The sequence below is a fragment of the Curtobacterium sp. VKM Ac-2884 genome, from assembly GCF_015350945.1.
In the GTDB taxonomy this organism is placed as follows: domain Bacteria; phylum Actinomycetota; class Actinomycetes; order Actinomycetales; family Microbacteriaceae; genus Curtobacterium.
Window position 1 is genome coordinate 199193 of sequence record NZ_JADKSA010000004.1, and the last position, 13020, is coordinate 212212.

21 protein-coding genes are annotated in these 13020 nt (G+C 66.4%); 6 read left to right on the forward strand and 15 right to left on the reverse strand.

What is annotated here, in order from left to right:
* Positions 1-29: 29 nt before the first annotated feature.
* Positions 30-311 (forward strand): DUF3892 domain-containing protein, encoded by a 282-nt coding sequence (locus ITJ60_RS12470; protein ID WP_194648143.1) that lies wholly within the window; start codon positions 30-32, stop codon positions 309-311.
* Positions 312-317: 6 nt separating this feature from the next.
* Here ITJ60_RS12470 and ITJ60_RS12475 read toward each other — a convergent pair whose 3' ends face one another.
* From ITJ60_RS12475 to ITJ60_RS12525, 11 genes are all read right to left on the reverse strand, one after another.
* Positions 318-1454 (reverse strand): tyrosine-type recombinase/integrase, encoded by a 1137-nt coding sequence (locus tag ITJ60_RS12475; RefSeq protein WP_194648144.1) that lies wholly within the window; start codon positions 1452-1454, stop codon positions 318-320.
* The gene (locus tag ITJ60_RS12480) at positions 1454-2098 is read right to left on the reverse strand and encodes a recombinase family protein (protein ID WP_194648145.1); all 645 of its coding nucleotides are present in this window, start codon (positions 2096-2098) and stop codon (positions 1454-1456) included. Before ITJ60_RS12480 ends, ITJ60_RS12475 begins: the two co-directional genes overlap by 1 nt.
* Positions 2098-2250 carry a hypothetical protein gene (locus tag ITJ60_RS12485; protein WP_194648146.1) on the reverse strand — a complete coding sequence of 51 codons (153 nt, stop codon included), beginning with the start codon at positions 2248-2250 and terminating at the stop codon, positions 2098-2100. The genes ITJ60_RS12480 and ITJ60_RS12485 overlap by 1 nt, the downstream gene beginning before the upstream one ends.
* Before the next feature lie 206 nt (positions 2251-2456).
* Positions 2457-3044, reverse strand: coding sequence for an HGGxSTG domain-containing protein (locus ITJ60_RS12490; protein ID WP_194648147.1), 588 nt, complete (start codon positions 3042-3044; stop codon positions 2457-2459).
* Positions 3045-3172: 128 nt separating this feature from the next.
* Complete coding sequence (locus tag ITJ60_RS12495; RefSeq protein ID WP_194648148.1) at positions 3173-4405, reverse strand: AAA family ATPase; 1233 nt, start codon at positions 4403-4405, stop codon at positions 3173-3175.
* Entirely contained in the window at positions 4398-5036 is a 639-nt protein-coding gene (locus ITJ60_RS12500; RefSeq protein WP_194648149.1) for a hypothetical protein, read from the reverse strand. The genes ITJ60_RS12495 and ITJ60_RS12500 overlap by 8 nt, the downstream gene beginning before the upstream one ends.
* Positions 5033-5227, reverse strand: a complete 195-nt coding sequence (locus ITJ60_RS12505) for a helix-turn-helix domain-containing protein (RefSeq protein ID WP_194648150.1) — start codon at positions 5225-5227, stop codon at positions 5033-5035. Before ITJ60_RS12505 ends, ITJ60_RS12500 begins: the two co-directional genes overlap by 4 nt.
* A 234-nt stretch (positions 5228-5461) precedes the next feature.
* Positions 5462-5773 carry a hypothetical protein gene (locus tag ITJ60_RS12510; RefSeq protein ID WP_194648151.1) on the reverse strand — a complete coding sequence of 104 codons (312 nt, stop codon included), beginning with the start codon at positions 5771-5773 and terminating at the stop codon, positions 5462-5464.
* A gap of 216 nt (positions 5774-5989) precedes the next feature.
* Positions 5990-6442, reverse strand: a complete 453-nt coding sequence (locus ITJ60_RS12515; RefSeq protein ID WP_194648152.1) for a hypothetical protein — start codon at positions 6440-6442, stop codon at positions 5990-5992.
* Between the two features lies 1 nt (position 6443).
* Positions 6444-6671: a hypothetical protein gene (locus ITJ60_RS12520; RefSeq protein WP_194648153.1), complete on the reverse strand. Its 228-nt coding sequence runs from the start codon at positions 6669-6671 to the stop codon at positions 6444-6446.
* A complete protein-coding gene (locus ITJ60_RS12525) occupies positions 6668-6904 on the reverse strand; it encodes a hypothetical protein (protein ID WP_194648154.1) in 237 nt (78 codons plus the stop codon). The genes ITJ60_RS12520 and ITJ60_RS12525 overlap by 4 nt, the downstream gene beginning before the upstream one ends.
* Before the next feature lie 114 nt (positions 6905-7018).
* Between ITJ60_RS12525 and ITJ60_RS12530 the strand changes: the two genes are divergently transcribed.
* From ITJ60_RS12530 to ITJ60_RS12540, 3 genes are all read left to right on the forward strand, one after another.
* Entirely contained in the window at positions 7019-7213 is a 195-nt protein-coding gene (locus ITJ60_RS12530; protein ID WP_194648155.1) for a hypothetical protein, read from the forward strand.
* Positions 7214-7223: 10 nt separating this feature from the next.
* Positions 7224-8450, forward strand: coding sequence for an ATP-binding protein (locus ITJ60_RS12535; protein ID WP_194648156.1), 1227 nt, complete (start codon positions 7224-7226; stop codon positions 8448-8450).
* Positions 8451-8864: 414 nt separating this feature from the next.
* On the forward strand, positions 8865-9731 hold the full coding sequence (locus tag ITJ60_RS12540) for a DUF3761 domain-containing protein (protein WP_323749170.1): 867 nt from the start codon (positions 8865-8867) through the stop codon (positions 9729-9731).
* 39 nt (positions 9732-9770) lie between these two features.
* Here ITJ60_RS12540 and ITJ60_RS12545 read toward each other — a convergent pair whose 3' ends face one another.
* Both ITJ60_RS12545 and ITJ60_RS12550 read right to left on the reverse strand, forming a co-directional pair.
* Positions 9771-10103 carry a hypothetical protein gene (locus tag ITJ60_RS12545; RefSeq protein WP_194648157.1) on the reverse strand — a complete coding sequence of 111 codons (333 nt, stop codon included), beginning with the start codon at positions 10101-10103 and terminating at the stop codon, positions 9771-9773.
* A gap of 329 nt (positions 10104-10432) precedes the next feature.
* Positions 10433-10723, reverse strand: a complete 291-nt coding sequence (locus tag ITJ60_RS12550) for a DUF1905 domain-containing protein (RefSeq protein WP_194648158.1) — start codon at positions 10721-10723, stop codon at positions 10433-10435.
* 143 nt (positions 10724-10866) lie between these two features.
* Here ITJ60_RS12550 and ITJ60_RS12555 point away from each other — a divergent pair, with 143 nt between their 5' ends.
* Together ITJ60_RS12555 and ITJ60_RS12560 are read left to right on the forward strand one after the other, a co-directional pair.
* Complete coding sequence (locus tag ITJ60_RS12555; protein WP_123293983.1) at positions 10867-11199, forward strand: hypothetical protein; 333 nt, start codon at positions 10867-10869, stop codon at positions 11197-11199.
* Positions 11200-11301: 102 nt separating this feature from the next.
* Positions 11302-11454, forward strand: coding sequence for a hypothetical protein (locus tag ITJ60_RS12560; protein ID WP_159572741.1), 153 nt, complete (start codon positions 11302-11304; stop codon positions 11452-11454).
* An 8-nt stretch (positions 11455-11462) separates the two neighbouring features.
* Here ITJ60_RS12560 and ITJ60_RS12565 read toward each other — a convergent pair whose 3' ends face one another.
* Both ITJ60_RS12565 and ITJ60_RS12570 read right to left on the reverse strand, forming a co-directional pair.
* Positions 11463-12326: an EamA family transporter gene (locus tag ITJ60_RS12565; RefSeq protein ID WP_194648159.1), complete on the reverse strand. Its 864-nt coding sequence runs from the start codon at positions 12324-12326 to the stop codon at positions 11463-11465.
* A gap of 13 nt (positions 12327-12339) precedes the next feature.
* Entirely contained in the window at positions 12340-13002 is a 663-nt protein-coding gene (locus ITJ60_RS12570) for a response regulator transcription factor (protein WP_111084503.1), read from the reverse strand.
* Between the last annotated feature and the right edge of the window lie 18 nt (positions 13003-13020).

The window sequence follows — 13020 nt, forward strand, 5'->3', positions numbered from 1 at the left end:
ATAGGCGTCCGGGAGAGATCGGGTACACCATGGCTGTTCAGATCACGCATGTCCGCTTCGGCGGAACCACCAGGACCGAGTCGAGCATCGTGATGTACCGCTGGGTTAATCCAACAAACGGCAAGACCGGCGACAACGACAAGCCCTCGATGGTTGCATTCCTTGAGGGGAAGGACGGAGCAGCCCACGTCGGTGCTGGCACGACGAGGGTGCCTGTCGGGGTAGTTCGCCCGGATTCTGGAGCTCCGTACCTCCGTACCTACGCCGACGGCAAGTGGACGAACAACCTCGTGAACCTGCCGACGTTCTAGGTCGGACTATCGAGCCTCTACGAACGCCTCGAACCGAGCGATTTGGTCGTTGTAGTCCGTCGGGTACAGGTGCCCGTAAATGGTGTCCGTGGTGGAGACAGACGCGTGCCCCATCCAGCGACTGACCTCGTACGGCTTGAAGCCTGCGGCGAGCATCAGCGAGGCGTACGTGTGGCGCAGGTCGTGGAAGCGCATGTGCTGCACGACTCCTGCCCGCTGGGCGGCAGGCACGAGGTAGTAGGCGCGCACTCCCCCACAGTCGATGTTGCGTGACCAGTCGAGCCGGCGAGAGCCGTTGCTGCGGGCTGGCCAGAACAGCGCATCGGGGTCGCCGCTGTGCGGGTGCGCCAGCAGGTACTCGCGCAGGTCAGCGATGAGCGAGCGCGAGAGCAGCGGTACGTTCCGGGTGGAGCGGGCGCTCTTGGGGGTACCGACCTGCCACTCGCCGTTCACGCGCCGGATGGACTGCCGAACCTCCACGTGCCCGGCCGCGAGGTTGAGGTCGCGGATGCGTAGCCCTTGCAGCTCGGCGGCGCGCAGCCCTGTGCCCGCGGCGAAGCGGATCAGCAGCCCGTACGGCGCGTACTCGTCCAGTTCCTTGGCGACCTGCTCTACCTGCGCCGCCGTGAGGAATACCGGAGCGAACCCCTCCGAGTTGGTGGCGCGAGGGATGTCCACCGCGTCGCACGGGTTGTGGGCAATCAGCCGGTGCCGCAGGGCGTACCGGAACACCTTGTTCAGTGCAATGAAGTGGTTTCGGACTGTGGAGGACGCGCGGCCGGACGCGATGAGCTCAGCCACCCAGGCCTCCACCTGTTCCGAAGTGATGGTCGAGATACGCCGCTTGCCGAAGGTGGGCAGCACGCGGGCGTCGTACAGCTGCACGTACCCGGCGTAGGTGCTCGGCTTCAGCTTCGCGCGGGACGCCGCGAGGGACGCCTGCACGACTTCCTCGAAGCTCTTGCTGCGTCCGGCCAGCGGCTCGGTCGTCTGGCCGTGCGCCTTCTGGTTCTCCACCGTCAGGGCGAACCGCTCAGCCTCGCGCTTGACCGTGAACGACCGCTGCCGGAACTTGCCGCCGTCGCGCCAGCGAACCTCGTACGCTCGGCCGGTCTTGCGCTCTACCTCTCTTACGTGTGCCACTACGCCACCGCCCCGACTCGAGCGATGGAGTTGTACGCGCGCCGCACAACAGACTCGCTCCAGGTGGTCAGCCCGGTGGGCGTCAGGTATCGCTCGTCGGTGAGCTCCGCGGCGATGGACCGGAAGCTTGCTCCGGCATCCCGCGACAGCACGATGCGGCGCATTAGCCCGGCTGGGATGGCGGACGGTCGACCATTGCGCTCGCCACGGCGGGCACGAGCAGCGAGGGCGTCTTTCGTCCGGACAGAGATCATCTCGCGCTCCAGCTCTGCGAACGTCGCCAGCATCTGCGCCATCGCTCGGCCCTGTGGTGTCGCCAGGTCCACCGCTAGGTCGAGGATGACGAGGTTCCAGTGCTGCTGCTGCGCCGCGACCAAGATCTCGCTCGCGTGCAGCACCGACCGCGCTAACCGGTCGATCTTCGCGACGACGAGCGCTTCCGCTTGCCCTGTACGCAGCAGGTCCAGCGCGCGGCGCAGCTCCGGGTTCACGGCCTTGCCGCTGCGGCCGAGGTCGGCCACGACCTCGACAGTCCACCCGCGGCGGCTGGCCTCAGCGTGGATGGCCTCGACCTGCGCCTCGACGCCGAGGCCGGAGCGCTCCTGTTCTTCTGTGCTCACGCGCACGTACCCGATGACGTGCATCAGACCGCGCCCTCTCGCGTCAGCCCGATGACGGGCGCGCCGTCCTCGTCGGTGAGCAACCCCGCCGACTCCTGGTCCGCGACGATCTGGAACTGCACCTGGCTCGTCGGGTTGTGCGCGCCCAGCAGATCAATCAGCTCTTGTACGGTCATGGTTCTGTCCTCTCGGTCTGCGGCGGAAACGTCCGGTTGCGCCTTCCGCCTCGAGCTGAATCGAACCGCGGCATCTGAGATTTCACTAGCACCTGCCGGATATCCGAGCCTGCGGCCCGAACGTGTGCGAGGGGTCACCGGGGTACCTGATCGGAGGCGTTCGGCCGACACAGTCCGATTGAAAGGACGCCTGGACCGCCGCCGGTTCACCGGGTCCTCCGCCCCTTGCGGACCTGCGGCCCGGCTTGCACCGGCTTGGGCTGTTGTGCACCGCGTTCGGCCGCGGTGCGCGGTGCCGGGTTGCCGGTCTTCCGCTGGCGGCGGGCGCGGGCAGCCTGACGCTCCTCCATGGCGGCGTCGGCGGCGGCTTCCTCGGCGGAGTAGTCGGGGGTGCCGTCCGGTTCGTCCGACAGCTCGGTCACCGCGTCGTCGTCCAGGTCGTAGACGAACGCCGCCTCGATGTTGCGCTCCAGCAGGCTGACGGTCACGCCCATCTCGATCTCCTGCTTCCCGGCCAGCTGGGCGCGGTCCAGCAGGTCGCGGGCGGCGGCTAGCTGCACGGCGTACGGCACCTTCGGGTCTTGCATGATCTCGACCAGCCGGGCAGCGGCCTTGTCGCTGGCTTCGAGGATGCGCTGCTGCGCACGCCGCCGTACCTGCGGGGCCGCGCCACCGTGCATCCTGCAGACGTTCGTGCCCAACATCGCCCAGTTGCGGCAAGGCTCCCCGTTACGGCGGCGTGCGGTGCAACGGGTGTCGGCGTGCATGAGGTCCGAGCTGTTCTTCTTTGACATGTTTTCTTCTCCTTTGGCTGGCTGATGGGCGGGCAGTGGTATGCGACCCGCTGCGACCCCCTAAAGGGGTTCGCGGGTCGGTACTACTGCTGACCCCGCGACCCGTGACCCGCATCGACGACCCGGGGTCACGGGTCGCTCGGCTCTCTGGGGTAGTGGCGCTGCGGAGAATTCGCTCCCGAGCCCTTTGCATCGCGGCGAATGGCCCCCTCCTCCACGAGTACTTCGAGCACGCGCTCCAGTACGTCCTTGCCAGCCCCTTGCGAGAGGCAGGCCTTGGTCAGCGCACCCTTGCCGAGCCCAGGCCTCGTCGTCACCACGCGGAGGAGCAGCTCCCGCGCGAGTTGGTCCTTCTTCTGGGCTGCCGACGATGACATCTCAAGTCGCCGCTCAGCGTTCGCTGCGTTGTCTTTCGACTTCTTCCGTGCCGCGTACTCAGCCGCCGTGAGCGACGCAATGGTGTGCAGGGCGAGAGAGCCTGCGGACTCGACCGGCTGCAGGATGAGCGCCCGCATCTCGCCGTTCTTCTGCTTCTGCTGCACGAGGCCCACGTAGCCGAGCTCGACCTGCTCGACGCGTATGTGTGCCCCGGAGCGCATCCGCATGTGGTCGCTACCACGAGCGCGTTCGCCGGTCGCGTTGGTGTGGTGACCAACCGCGACTCCTACGTCAAGCATCTGAGCGATGATGCGCAGGCCGCGGGTCAACCGCTCCATGCCTTCGCCGTTCTCTTCGCCTGACATGTACTCGACCGCCGGGTCGAATGCGATCATTTGCAGGCGCTCGTCCTCCGCGAGAGGGAGTCCCCGAGCGGTACGGACTATGGCGGCGACTCCCTCAGGCGTACCGACGTCCGCCGTGTGTGCGAACGTCCAGCCGGACGCCACGGAGGGGTCCGAGTGCCAGGAATTCCACGCGCGGGTGCGGTCCACAAGCTGCTCGGCACCTTCGCCTTGGTAGAACAGCGTCGCGCCAGGTTCAACGGAGTGCCCGTGCCAGTCGAGGCCAGCACGAACACAACGAACCAGGTCGAGGATCGCGAAGGTCTTCTTCGCGCCAGGCTCACCAAAGAGGTCCGAGTAGAAGCCGCGCGGTATCCAGTCCTGCACCACCCAAGACGGAGGCTCCAGGGCCATGAGGTCACCGTCGGTCATGGCGTACTGCAAGTGATCGTGCTCGGCGTCGCCAGCCGACTGCATGAACTTGCGCTTCACCTCGTCGAGCAGACCAGCGTCATCGTCTTCCTCTCGGAGCTTCTCAAACATGTGAGCGTCGGCACGCGCCATGAGCTCTGCCTCGGTAGCGACCCTCTTCCGAATGGGCGCTTCCTCACGGGCGCGGAGCAGTCGGACCTCAGACATTTCGGTACCCGAGCTTCCGACCTGTCAGCGGCGTGTAGAGGGCAGCCACCGCCGCGAGCCTCGCCTTGTCAACGCGAATCGCTCGCTCCGGCGGATACAGCTGCAAGTGGTCGTACGCGTCCTTGCCCCGCCCACGGGCCTTCACGAGCCTGATGTGAGTGGGCCGCACACCTGCATCAGCGAGTAGATCGTGGCGCAAGGCTGCGTCGTACGCGCCGACCTCCCAGTGCCCCTCGTCCTTGTCGACCCAGATCACCACCCGCCGCGCATCGCGAAGCCAGGCAGCCTGCTCGGGTGTGCACTTCGCCGCGCCCTGGTGGATCGACGTCGCCGGGACGCCAGCAGCCCACAGTGCGTCCGCGTCCTTCTCGCCTTCGGCCCAGTGGATGGTCTCGCCGGCCTGCACGGCTTCCAGCACGGCGGGCAGCCGGTAAAGCCACCGGTCCGCGTCGGAAGGCTTGGAGTAGGGGCTCGACCGATTGGTCCGATCGAAGTACAAGAACGTCTTGTTTCGCGTACCCGGCAGCGTGCTGCGGTAGCGCCGTTTTTCGAAGAGGTAGCGGCCGTGCTCGTCGGTGTAGTCGTACGCCGTGACGAACTCGTAGCCAAAGGGAGCCCACGAGGCGCTCACGAGGGCTGCCCCGGAGTGAACGTGTGCGCCCGGATGTAGGCGTCGAGCTGATCGGTGCTGAATAGTGTGTGCAGGCCGAGCTTCGTGTGCCCGATCTTCTTGTCAGCTACCAGCCTGCGAAGCTGGCGCTCGCTCGTGCCGAGGTAGGAGGCGGCGGCGGCGTAGCGCAGCCAGGTGTGTGTCATTGTCATCGGAAGCTCCACAGAGAGTGGGGCTACGCGTAGACATAGAAATAGCCCCGCGCAGCCCACAACGAATCGTTGCGTGCCGCACGAGGCATGCGGACCTTGGCGAACCTGTAGCTCTCTGCGGAGACTTTCGTATATGCCAACCCGCCGGTCGCTTTCGCGCCGGTCAGACCTCGAATATGCCCTGCTGGGCTACTAACTAGTTTCGTATGTTCAGTCAGAGGTGAAGGGAACTCGTCACCTGTCGAGTTCGACGAACCTATCACGCAGCCGCATGGACCTGTGGTGTCGGCCGTCGGTCGGTTCTGCGTCGAGGGTGACGCTGATGCCGTGGAGGTCGCTGGTGCAGTCGATGGCGACGAGCAAGTCCAGGCCGCGCACGGGCACGAGCGCGTTCCATGAGCGCGGGTAGTAGAGCGACTGCAGCGAGCGAGCGATGGTCCACCCGGACATGTACGGCAGGACCCCGCGGTCGTCCCACACGGCGACACGCAGGGCTGCGTCGAGCACGACGCCACGACGCGGCGTGCGCTCCACGGTTGGGTCCACGTGGAAGCGCATGGTAGCCAGCTCTACGCGGCTCAGGTGGCGCAACGGGCTGTCGTTCGGTGCGGTCGGACCCGAACCGAGCGTTGGCCACGCGCGATCCCAGCCCCACAGCGCGTGCAGCGCGTCCAGCGGCTTCGGTGGTAGAATATTTGATGTCACGGTAAGCCCCTCCGCCGCCCCGGCCTCCTTCAACAGGGCCGGGGCGGTTCCATGTGGTCAGTACTTCTTGGACAACGCCGGGTAGGCGATTACGAGCTTCCGATAGGCCATGTACGGGTCTTCTGCACGGTCGGCCAACCACTCAGCTTCCCGAGCGAGCCGCTCCAGAGCGTCGATGCGCTGCTGGGCCTGGCTCTGCAGCTTCGAGTACTGTTCGGCGGCCAGCTTCAAGTCGACTGAGCTGTAGTCGAGCTGGTACTTCACCTGCTCGCGGAGTTGCTGCTCCACATCAGCCGAGCCCTCCGTCAGCTCCTTGCCGCGCTCAATCAGGCTCTCGGAGCTCTTAACGAGGGCGTTTTCGAGCATGCGCACGCGGTCGAACACGGCGTCATCTACGCGCTTGACCTCGGCCTTCTCGGCGGTCTGATTGGGGTACGCCTCTTCCCGTGCGTGGATGCGGAAGATCTCGGGATCAGCGGCGATAGCTGGCGAGTAGTCGAAGACGGGCATGTCAGGCTCCAATCCGGCGCGCGGGCCGCTTGATCAGGTCACGGATGCGGTCGCGGGTGGTGCTGAGCTCGTCCGCCCGCTCGAACGCAGCACCGAAGGCGCGCTCGGCGGCTTCCACTTCTGCGCGCAGCTCTTCAGCTGCGCCGCGGTAGTCGCAGGCCTTCTGACGCAGGCGCTTGGCCGCACGCGGTCCGCCGTAGGCGGGATACGGGGTGGTCTCGACGGTCATCGGTCTTCCTTTTCTATCGAGCGGTCGCGGAGACGTCCGCGAGTCTTGGTGGGGCGCAACGTCTCGGCAACTTCCGGGTACAGCACGCCGAGAGTCGTCAGATGATCTACCAGGGCAACACGCACGAGCGTCGCCTTGGAAATGCCACCCACGCGCACCATGAGGTCGAGTGCTTCAATTACTTCCGGCGGCACCGTCGTGCGAAGTTCGGCTTCCGATTGACGTGTTCCCATGTGGCGAACCTTCCGTTTGCGTTAGCATTAACGGTACATTGCTGCGGAACTACCGTGGGGCAATAGGTGCGTTTTTGTTTTTGCAACTATCGACAATTACGGAAGGCAATTCTCATGAGCAACAACAGCGACCGTGGCACCGAGTACACCGGCAACGACAAGGAGGGCGCGAAGCGCCCGCTCACCGTGCAGGAGCAGGCACGCGCCATGCGGCGTGCGGGGATTCAAGGGAGCGCCGACAGGCCCATACTCGACGGCGGGCGCGCAGATGCTTCGCAGTCTTGCGGGAACGCGGTCGACGTGCACTAGGCTCCACTTCGTGGCCATACGGAAACCGGAAGACGTATTTACACCTAAGACGATCGTGACTCGGGAGATGTTCCAACGCCGGAATGAGCCCGAACTCGACGGCACACCCGGTCTGCAGCAGAACCTACGAGACGCGTTGACGGAACGCGGCGGTCAAGTCCTGATCTACGGGGACACTGGAGTCGGAAAGACTTCCCTACTCAAGTATGCGGCCGAAGACGAGGATATGCACTTCGTTTCTGTGGAGTGTATGACTGGGATGGACGCTGACCAGCTGGTTGAGAACGCCCTCCGACAGCTCGTAGACGTGCGAGAGATGAAACGTGGTCGTTCGCGATCGATAGGAGCAGAAGCTTCCGGTGAGGGCAAGCTCCCCTGGATTGCCAAAATGACTGCTTCGATCAAAGGGGATCTCAGCAATTCCTCCGAATGGGAGGTTCTTGAAAAGCCCGCAATCGACGTCCTGATTGATGCGATGGATCGCACAGGCAAACAGCTCATAGTATTCGACAACTTCCAGAATATCCAGGATACAGATACCCGCCTCGCAGTTGCACAGCTTTTAGAATTGCTTTCTGATCGAGCTGGCCGAGATGACGCACCGCAGGTGTCTTGTGTAGTCATCGGTATTGCAACTGATGCACAAGGCTTACTTGGAGCATCACGCTCTTTCGCGCGTCGCACAACTGAAGTGGGCGTGCCTCGCATGCCGAACGAAGAGATTCGGGAAATTCTTGTCCAGGGGTTCAATTTCCTCTCGATCCAAATCCCGGCGTCGATTATCAACCAGCTCGTTCACCACAGCGACGGCTTCCCGTACTTCGCTCACCTGATGGGTCTCTACATCGCTCGCGAGGCACGGAGAGCCGGGACGTCGCTCGTCGAGCCTGCGATGGTGGGATCAGCCTTGACGCGCGCCTCAAAGTCAGTTTCTGCTCAGTTCGCCTCACGATGCAAAGCCGCCTTCGAAGCGGCGGGAGATACTCAGCCGAGGAAAAACGTAATGCTGCTACTTGCCGACTCCGACAAGCAGGAGTGGAGCAGTGTAGATATTCAGAACCTCTGGGAGGCTAAATTTGGTGCGCGGGCGAACTACACGTTCCTCTACGTCGCACTGGGCGAGCTAATCACCGCGGATCATGGGCAAATGCTCACTAGAACTGGAGCGCGTCGACAGTACGAATATCGCCTCGAAGACCCACACCTGAGGCCCTATCTGCGGATGCAGTACCTCTAGCCCCCTCCGGAGCCCCTCCAGCCGCGCTCCACCACCCCGAACCAAGCCGCACCGACGTGAGCCACTGTGGATCTCTTGAACGCCCGGAAACGCGGGCTGGGACAGCTCCGCGAAGGCCGAAGCGGTTCACGTCGGTGTGCGCTGGTAATGGGTAAGGGACGTTCTTCCAAACTGGCCACGCGGGTTCGATTCCCGTCATCCCCTCTCTTGCTTCTTGCTTCTGCCCGGTGTCGGCTTCGTCGACTGGTGCCCGGTTGCACGCTCGGTGCGAGGTTGTTCCGGCGCACCGAGCCATCAACCACGCACGGAGCGAACGCGCGCGCACCGTGCGCGCGACACCGCCCAAAAGTGGGGATGGGGCGGCGGAGCTGCTTCCGGGACACTTGAGCGGTCCTCGCCATACCAAGGAGCTCCGTGCCGAACCCCCGCAATTCCACAAGCCCGCGCACCCCACGTGCCCGTCGTCGAGTACCGATCATCACCTGGGTCGGCATCGTGGGCACCGCCGTCCTCGCACTCGCCGGCTTCGCATCGACGGGGCCCTGGGGGATGCTGCTGATGATCGCGCTCGTCGTCCTGCCCACGATGCTCTACGGCGTCGCGTTCCGTCGGTCGACCTGGCTCCGCATCCCCCGGAAGCGTGGCACTGCTGCGATCGGCGCCGGAATCGCGTTGGCGGCGCTGATCGGCTCGAGCTCCGCCTACGGAGCAACACACCCGTTGCCCGAGCGACCTGTCCCCGTCGCGGCCGCCGGGGTGACGACATCGAGTGCGAAACCGACCTCGACTCCGACTCGCACCCCGCGCCCGACGCGCACCGCGACTCCGACGCCGACGCCGACGCCGGTGATCACCACAGAGGAAGTCGTCGAGACCGCTCGGATCCCGTTCGGCGTGACGACGGTACAGAGCTCCACCGTCGCGCAGGGCACCTCATCCGTGACCACCCCGGGCACGGACGGCGTCATCACGAAGACGTACTCGGTCACCTCCACGGACGGCGTCGAGACCCGGCGGGTCCTGCAGAGCGAGCGCGTGACGACGCCGCCAGTGACGCAGGTCACCACCGTCGGAACGTACGTCGCACCCGCTGCGCCCGCTGCTCCCTCGTGCACGAACGGCACCTACGTCAACACCGCGGGTGCCACCGTGTGCCGTCCAGAGGTCGCGTCGAGCTCGCCAGCTGGCGCCACTGCGAAGTGCGGTGACGGCACGTACAGCTTCAGCCAGTCCCGGCGAGGCACGTGCTCCTCACACGGTGGTGTCGCCATCTGGCTCTGACCCTCGCCGGCGAGGAGCGGGCACCCCATCGCACCGTCGTCAGGACGCTCTGATCGGCTCTTCTTCGACTTCCTGTCGCAGCATCCGGTACTGCCGCTCCCAACCAGGGGTGCCACGCCCCGCGGCGTGCAGCGCAGTCCGGACTGCCCCGAGCGCACGGTCGAGCGCACCGAACTCGTCGTCCGAGACGACCCCGATCGAGAACGTGAGGATGCCGGTCGCGAGGTCGGCGTTCAGGTCCTGATCGTGGAGGTCGTCGAGATCGAAGAGCGCGTCCGCTATGACGTCGAAGTCCGCCGTGAGCTCGGCGCGGAGGTCGTCCGCTGCCTCGAGCTGCGCTGCGCATTCGACGCGCACGAGGTAGTTCGTCATGAGGTTCTCCTGTCCCAGCAGCCCGTTCTCGCGAGCCGATACTTCAGATGCACAACGTACCAGGGGTCCGACGGCGTCAGAGGGACCGTGTGGAGGTGCTCCCCACACGGGCAGTACGCCTTGTAGTACTCCCCCCCCCTCGCGAAACGCCATCCGCGCGCTTCGGCCGTACGCATGACCTGCTCGATGTCCTTCTTGGGATGTCGTGGTCGTTCGACCATCGCCACCTCCCCTCCACACCCTCGACGCTAGGGAAGGCGGGAGCGACAGCGGGGCTGGCAGTGAGCGTTGTGGAGACGCTCCGCGATCGACAGCGCTGTGGAGGAATGTCAGGGGCCGCCGAGCTCGAGGGCGATCTGCGGGGCGTCCCCGAGGTCCACGTGCGCACGCTTGCGCTCGGCCGCCCGGAGCGGCACGAGGTACCCGCCGTCCTTCGGGAACAACGAGGTCGTCCAGGTCACCGGGCCGATCGTCACCCGGGCGGGGATCACACCCCACCCGTAGGTGAGCATCGGTGCGAGGTCGGCGATGACCTCGGCGGCGTCCGGTGGCACGACGGCGAAGAAGAACGGCGAAGGGCCGCGCCATTCGATGACCTCGCCGCGGAACTGGAGCTCCATGCCGTGATCGTACGGCGGCGCACCTCGCACGCAACCTCGCACCTGGCGGATCGGTCGTGACGACACGCCCAGCGGGCGTCCGACCGAGGTCCACGGCACGCGGCGGACTTGACTCCCGTTCGAACACACGTTCGAATACCGTCGTGGGACGGCGTCGCGAGAACCGGTGGCAGCCCCCGGAACACCCGGAGGTCGAACGTCCGCGCGCCTACTCGCTGTCCGAGGACGCCCGCGGGCCCGACGTCTGCCACGCCGTCACCCCCGTGCCGGTCTGGGCGTGGATCCAGTTCCCGACCTTCCACGTCCGGGTGAAGGCCTTCGCGAAGAGCTGGACCCGTGATGCCGTCATGGTCGAGTGGGCGCAGTTCGGACAGCAGGCGGACGCGTGGGTGTGGCGGTCGGCCGTGAAGCACCGCACCCTGCGTGCCGACCAGGCGGAACGCGCGATGCGGAGTCCGCAGAACGCAGCGCGTTGACTTCCGGTCGTACCCCGAGGATGGTTTAGCGAACACCGGTTCGGCAAGTAACTCACTGATCGAGGCATTCGTTCGAGTGCCGCTCCGGGACGAGGAGGCACCATGAAGAACACAGCGGTGCCGTCCTGGGTCGCCCACGTGCTCACCCCACCCGAGGTCATCAGCGCCTACGTCGAGGCCCGGGTCAACGATCCGGCCCTGCTGTCGGGCGAGCACACGGAACCCACGTACGCCGACTTCCTCGGCGACGAGTAGACGGTGGTTCAGCGGCGTCGGCGGCGCGCGGACAGCGTGACGCCGACGCTCGCAGCAGTGACGCACACCAACGCCACCGTCTCCAGCACGGACAGCCCCTCGCTGAGCACCACGAGGCCGGCCAGCGCGGCGATCGCCGGGCCGAGACTCTGCAGCACGCCGAACACCCGCGTCGGCATCCGCCGCAACGCCAGCATCTCGAGGGCGTAGGGCAGCACGCTCGACAGGACGGCGACGGCGCCGAAGACGAGCAGGAGCACGGGTTCGCGGACCACGCCGTCGATCGCGGACGGGAGCCCGAACGGCAGCGACACGAGCATCGCGACCACCATCGACACCACCAGGCCGTCGACACCGGGGATCGCGGCGCCGACGTGCCGGTTCATCACGATGTAGCCCGCCCAGCACGCCGCCGCGAGCACGGCCCAGACCACGCCGCCGACCTCGGTCACGGCGCTCGGGCCGACCCCGAGCAGCACGACGCCGGCGAGCGCCAGGGCGGCCCAGAGCGCGTCCCGCCACCGCCGGGTGTGCACGAGGGACAGGGCGAGCGGACCGAGGAACTCGATCGTCACCGCGACCCCGATCGGGATGGTCGCGAAGGCCAGGTAGATGAAGACGTTCATCCCGCCGAGCGCCAGTCCGAGGCCGACCGCGCCGAGCCACTGCGCGCGGGTCCAGTGCCCGACGCGGGGACGGACGACCAGCGCGAGCACCACCGCGCCGATGACGAGCCGGAGCGTCGCGGCCCCGACCGCGCCGACGTCGTCGAAGTGGGTCTTCGCGATCGCGGCACCGAGCTGGACGGACACCATCGCGGTGAGGGCGAGCAGCGGAGCCGGGATCCGGTCGGTACCGCGGGCCTGGTTCATCCGCGGGACCGGCTCATCCGAGGTAGGCGAGCACGGCGAGGACGCGGCGGTGGTCCTCGCCGGTGTCCTCGAGCGCGAGCTTGCCGAAGATGCTCGACACGTGCTTCTCGACGGCGCCGGTGCCGATGACGAGGGCGCGGGCGATGGCCGCGTTCGTGCGGCCCTCGGCCATCAGGCCGAGCACGTCGCGTTCGCGCGGGGTGAGCGCGGCGAGCGGGTCGCGCCGCCGGCTCATCAGCTGAGTGACGACCTCGGGGTCGAGCACGGTGCCGCCGGCCGCGATCCGACGAACGGCGTCGTCGATCTCCTCGAGCCGGGTGACGCGGTCCTTGAGCAGGTAGCCGATGCCCGTCGCACCGGCGGCGAGGACGTCTTCGGCGTAGGTGGCCTCGACGTACTGCGAGAGGAGCAGGACCCCGGTGCGCGGGGCGATCCGGCGGGTCTCGACGGCGGCGCGGACGCCTTCGTCGGTGAAGGTCGGCGGCATCCGGACGTCCATGACGACGACGTCGGGAGCGCCGTCCGGCAGCGTCGCGAGGAACGCACGGGCGTCCGCGTACTGGCCGATGACGTCGATGCCGGCTTCGTCGAGCACGCGGGCCAGGCCCTCGCGCAGCAGGACGGCGTCGTCGACGACGACGGCCCGGATGCGTGCTGCATCCGGGCCGTCTGTCATGCCGACCAGCCTAGTGGG

Bases quoted from the DNA above. Each gene is read 5' to 3' on its own strand.
- ITJ60_RS12470 (WP_194648143.1), top strand. From the start codon at position 30: ATGGCTGTTCAGATCACGCATGTCCGCTTCGGCGGAACCACCAGGACC.
- ITJ60_RS12480 (WP_194648145.1), bottom strand. From the start codon at position 2,098: ATGCACGTCATCGGGTACGTGCGCGTGAGCACAGAAGAACAGGAGCGC.
- ITJ60_RS12485 (WP_194648146.1), bottom strand. From the start codon at position 2,250: ATGACCGTACAAGAGCTGATTGATCTGCTGGGCGCGCACAACCCGACG.
- ITJ60_RS12490 (WP_194648147.1), bottom strand. From the start codon at position 3,044: ATGTCAAAGAAGAACAGCTCGGACCTCATGCACGCCGACACCCGTTGC.
- ITJ60_RS12495 (WP_194648148.1), bottom strand. From the start codon at position 4,405: ATGTCTGAGGTCCGACTGCTCCGCGCCCGTGAGGAAGCGCCCATTCGG.
- ITJ60_RS12505 (WP_194648150.1), bottom strand. From the start codon at position 5,227: ATGACAATGACACACACCTGGCTGCGCTACGCCGCCGCCGCCTCCTAC.
- ITJ60_RS12515 (WP_194648152.1), bottom strand. From the start codon at position 6,442: ATGCCCGTCTTCGACTACTCGCCAGCTATCGCCGCTGATCCCGAGATC.
- ITJ60_RS12520 (WP_194648153.1), bottom strand. From the start codon at position 6,671: ATGACCGTCGAGACCACCCCGTATCCCGCCTACGGCGGACCGCGTGCG.
- ITJ60_RS12525 (WP_194648154.1), bottom strand. From the start codon at position 6,904: ATGGGAACACGTCAATCGGAAGCCGAACTTCGCACGACGGTGCCGCCG.
- ITJ60_RS12530 (WP_194648155.1), top strand. From the start codon at position 7,019: ATGAGCAACAACAGCGACCGTGGCACCGAGTACACCGGCAACGACAAG.
- ITJ60_RS12545 (WP_194648157.1), bottom strand. From the start codon at position 10,103: ATGACGAACTACCTCGTGCGCGTCGAATGCGCAGCGCAGCTCGAGGCA.
- ITJ60_RS12550 (WP_194648158.1), bottom strand. From the start codon at position 10,723: ATGGAGCTCCAGTTCCGCGGCGAGGTCATCGAATGGCGCGGCCCTTCG.
- ITJ60_RS12560 (WP_159572741.1), top strand. From the start codon at position 11,302: ATGAAGAACACAGCGGTGCCGTCCTGGGTCGCCCACGTGCTCACCCCA.
- ITJ60_RS12565 (WP_194648159.1), bottom strand. From the start codon at position 12,326: ATGAACCAGGCCCGCGGTACCGACCGGATCCCGGCTCCGCTGCTCGCC.
- ITJ60_RS12570 (WP_111084503.1), bottom strand. From the start codon at position 13,002: ATGACAGACGGCCCGGATGCAGCACGCATCCGGGCCGTCGTCGTCGAC.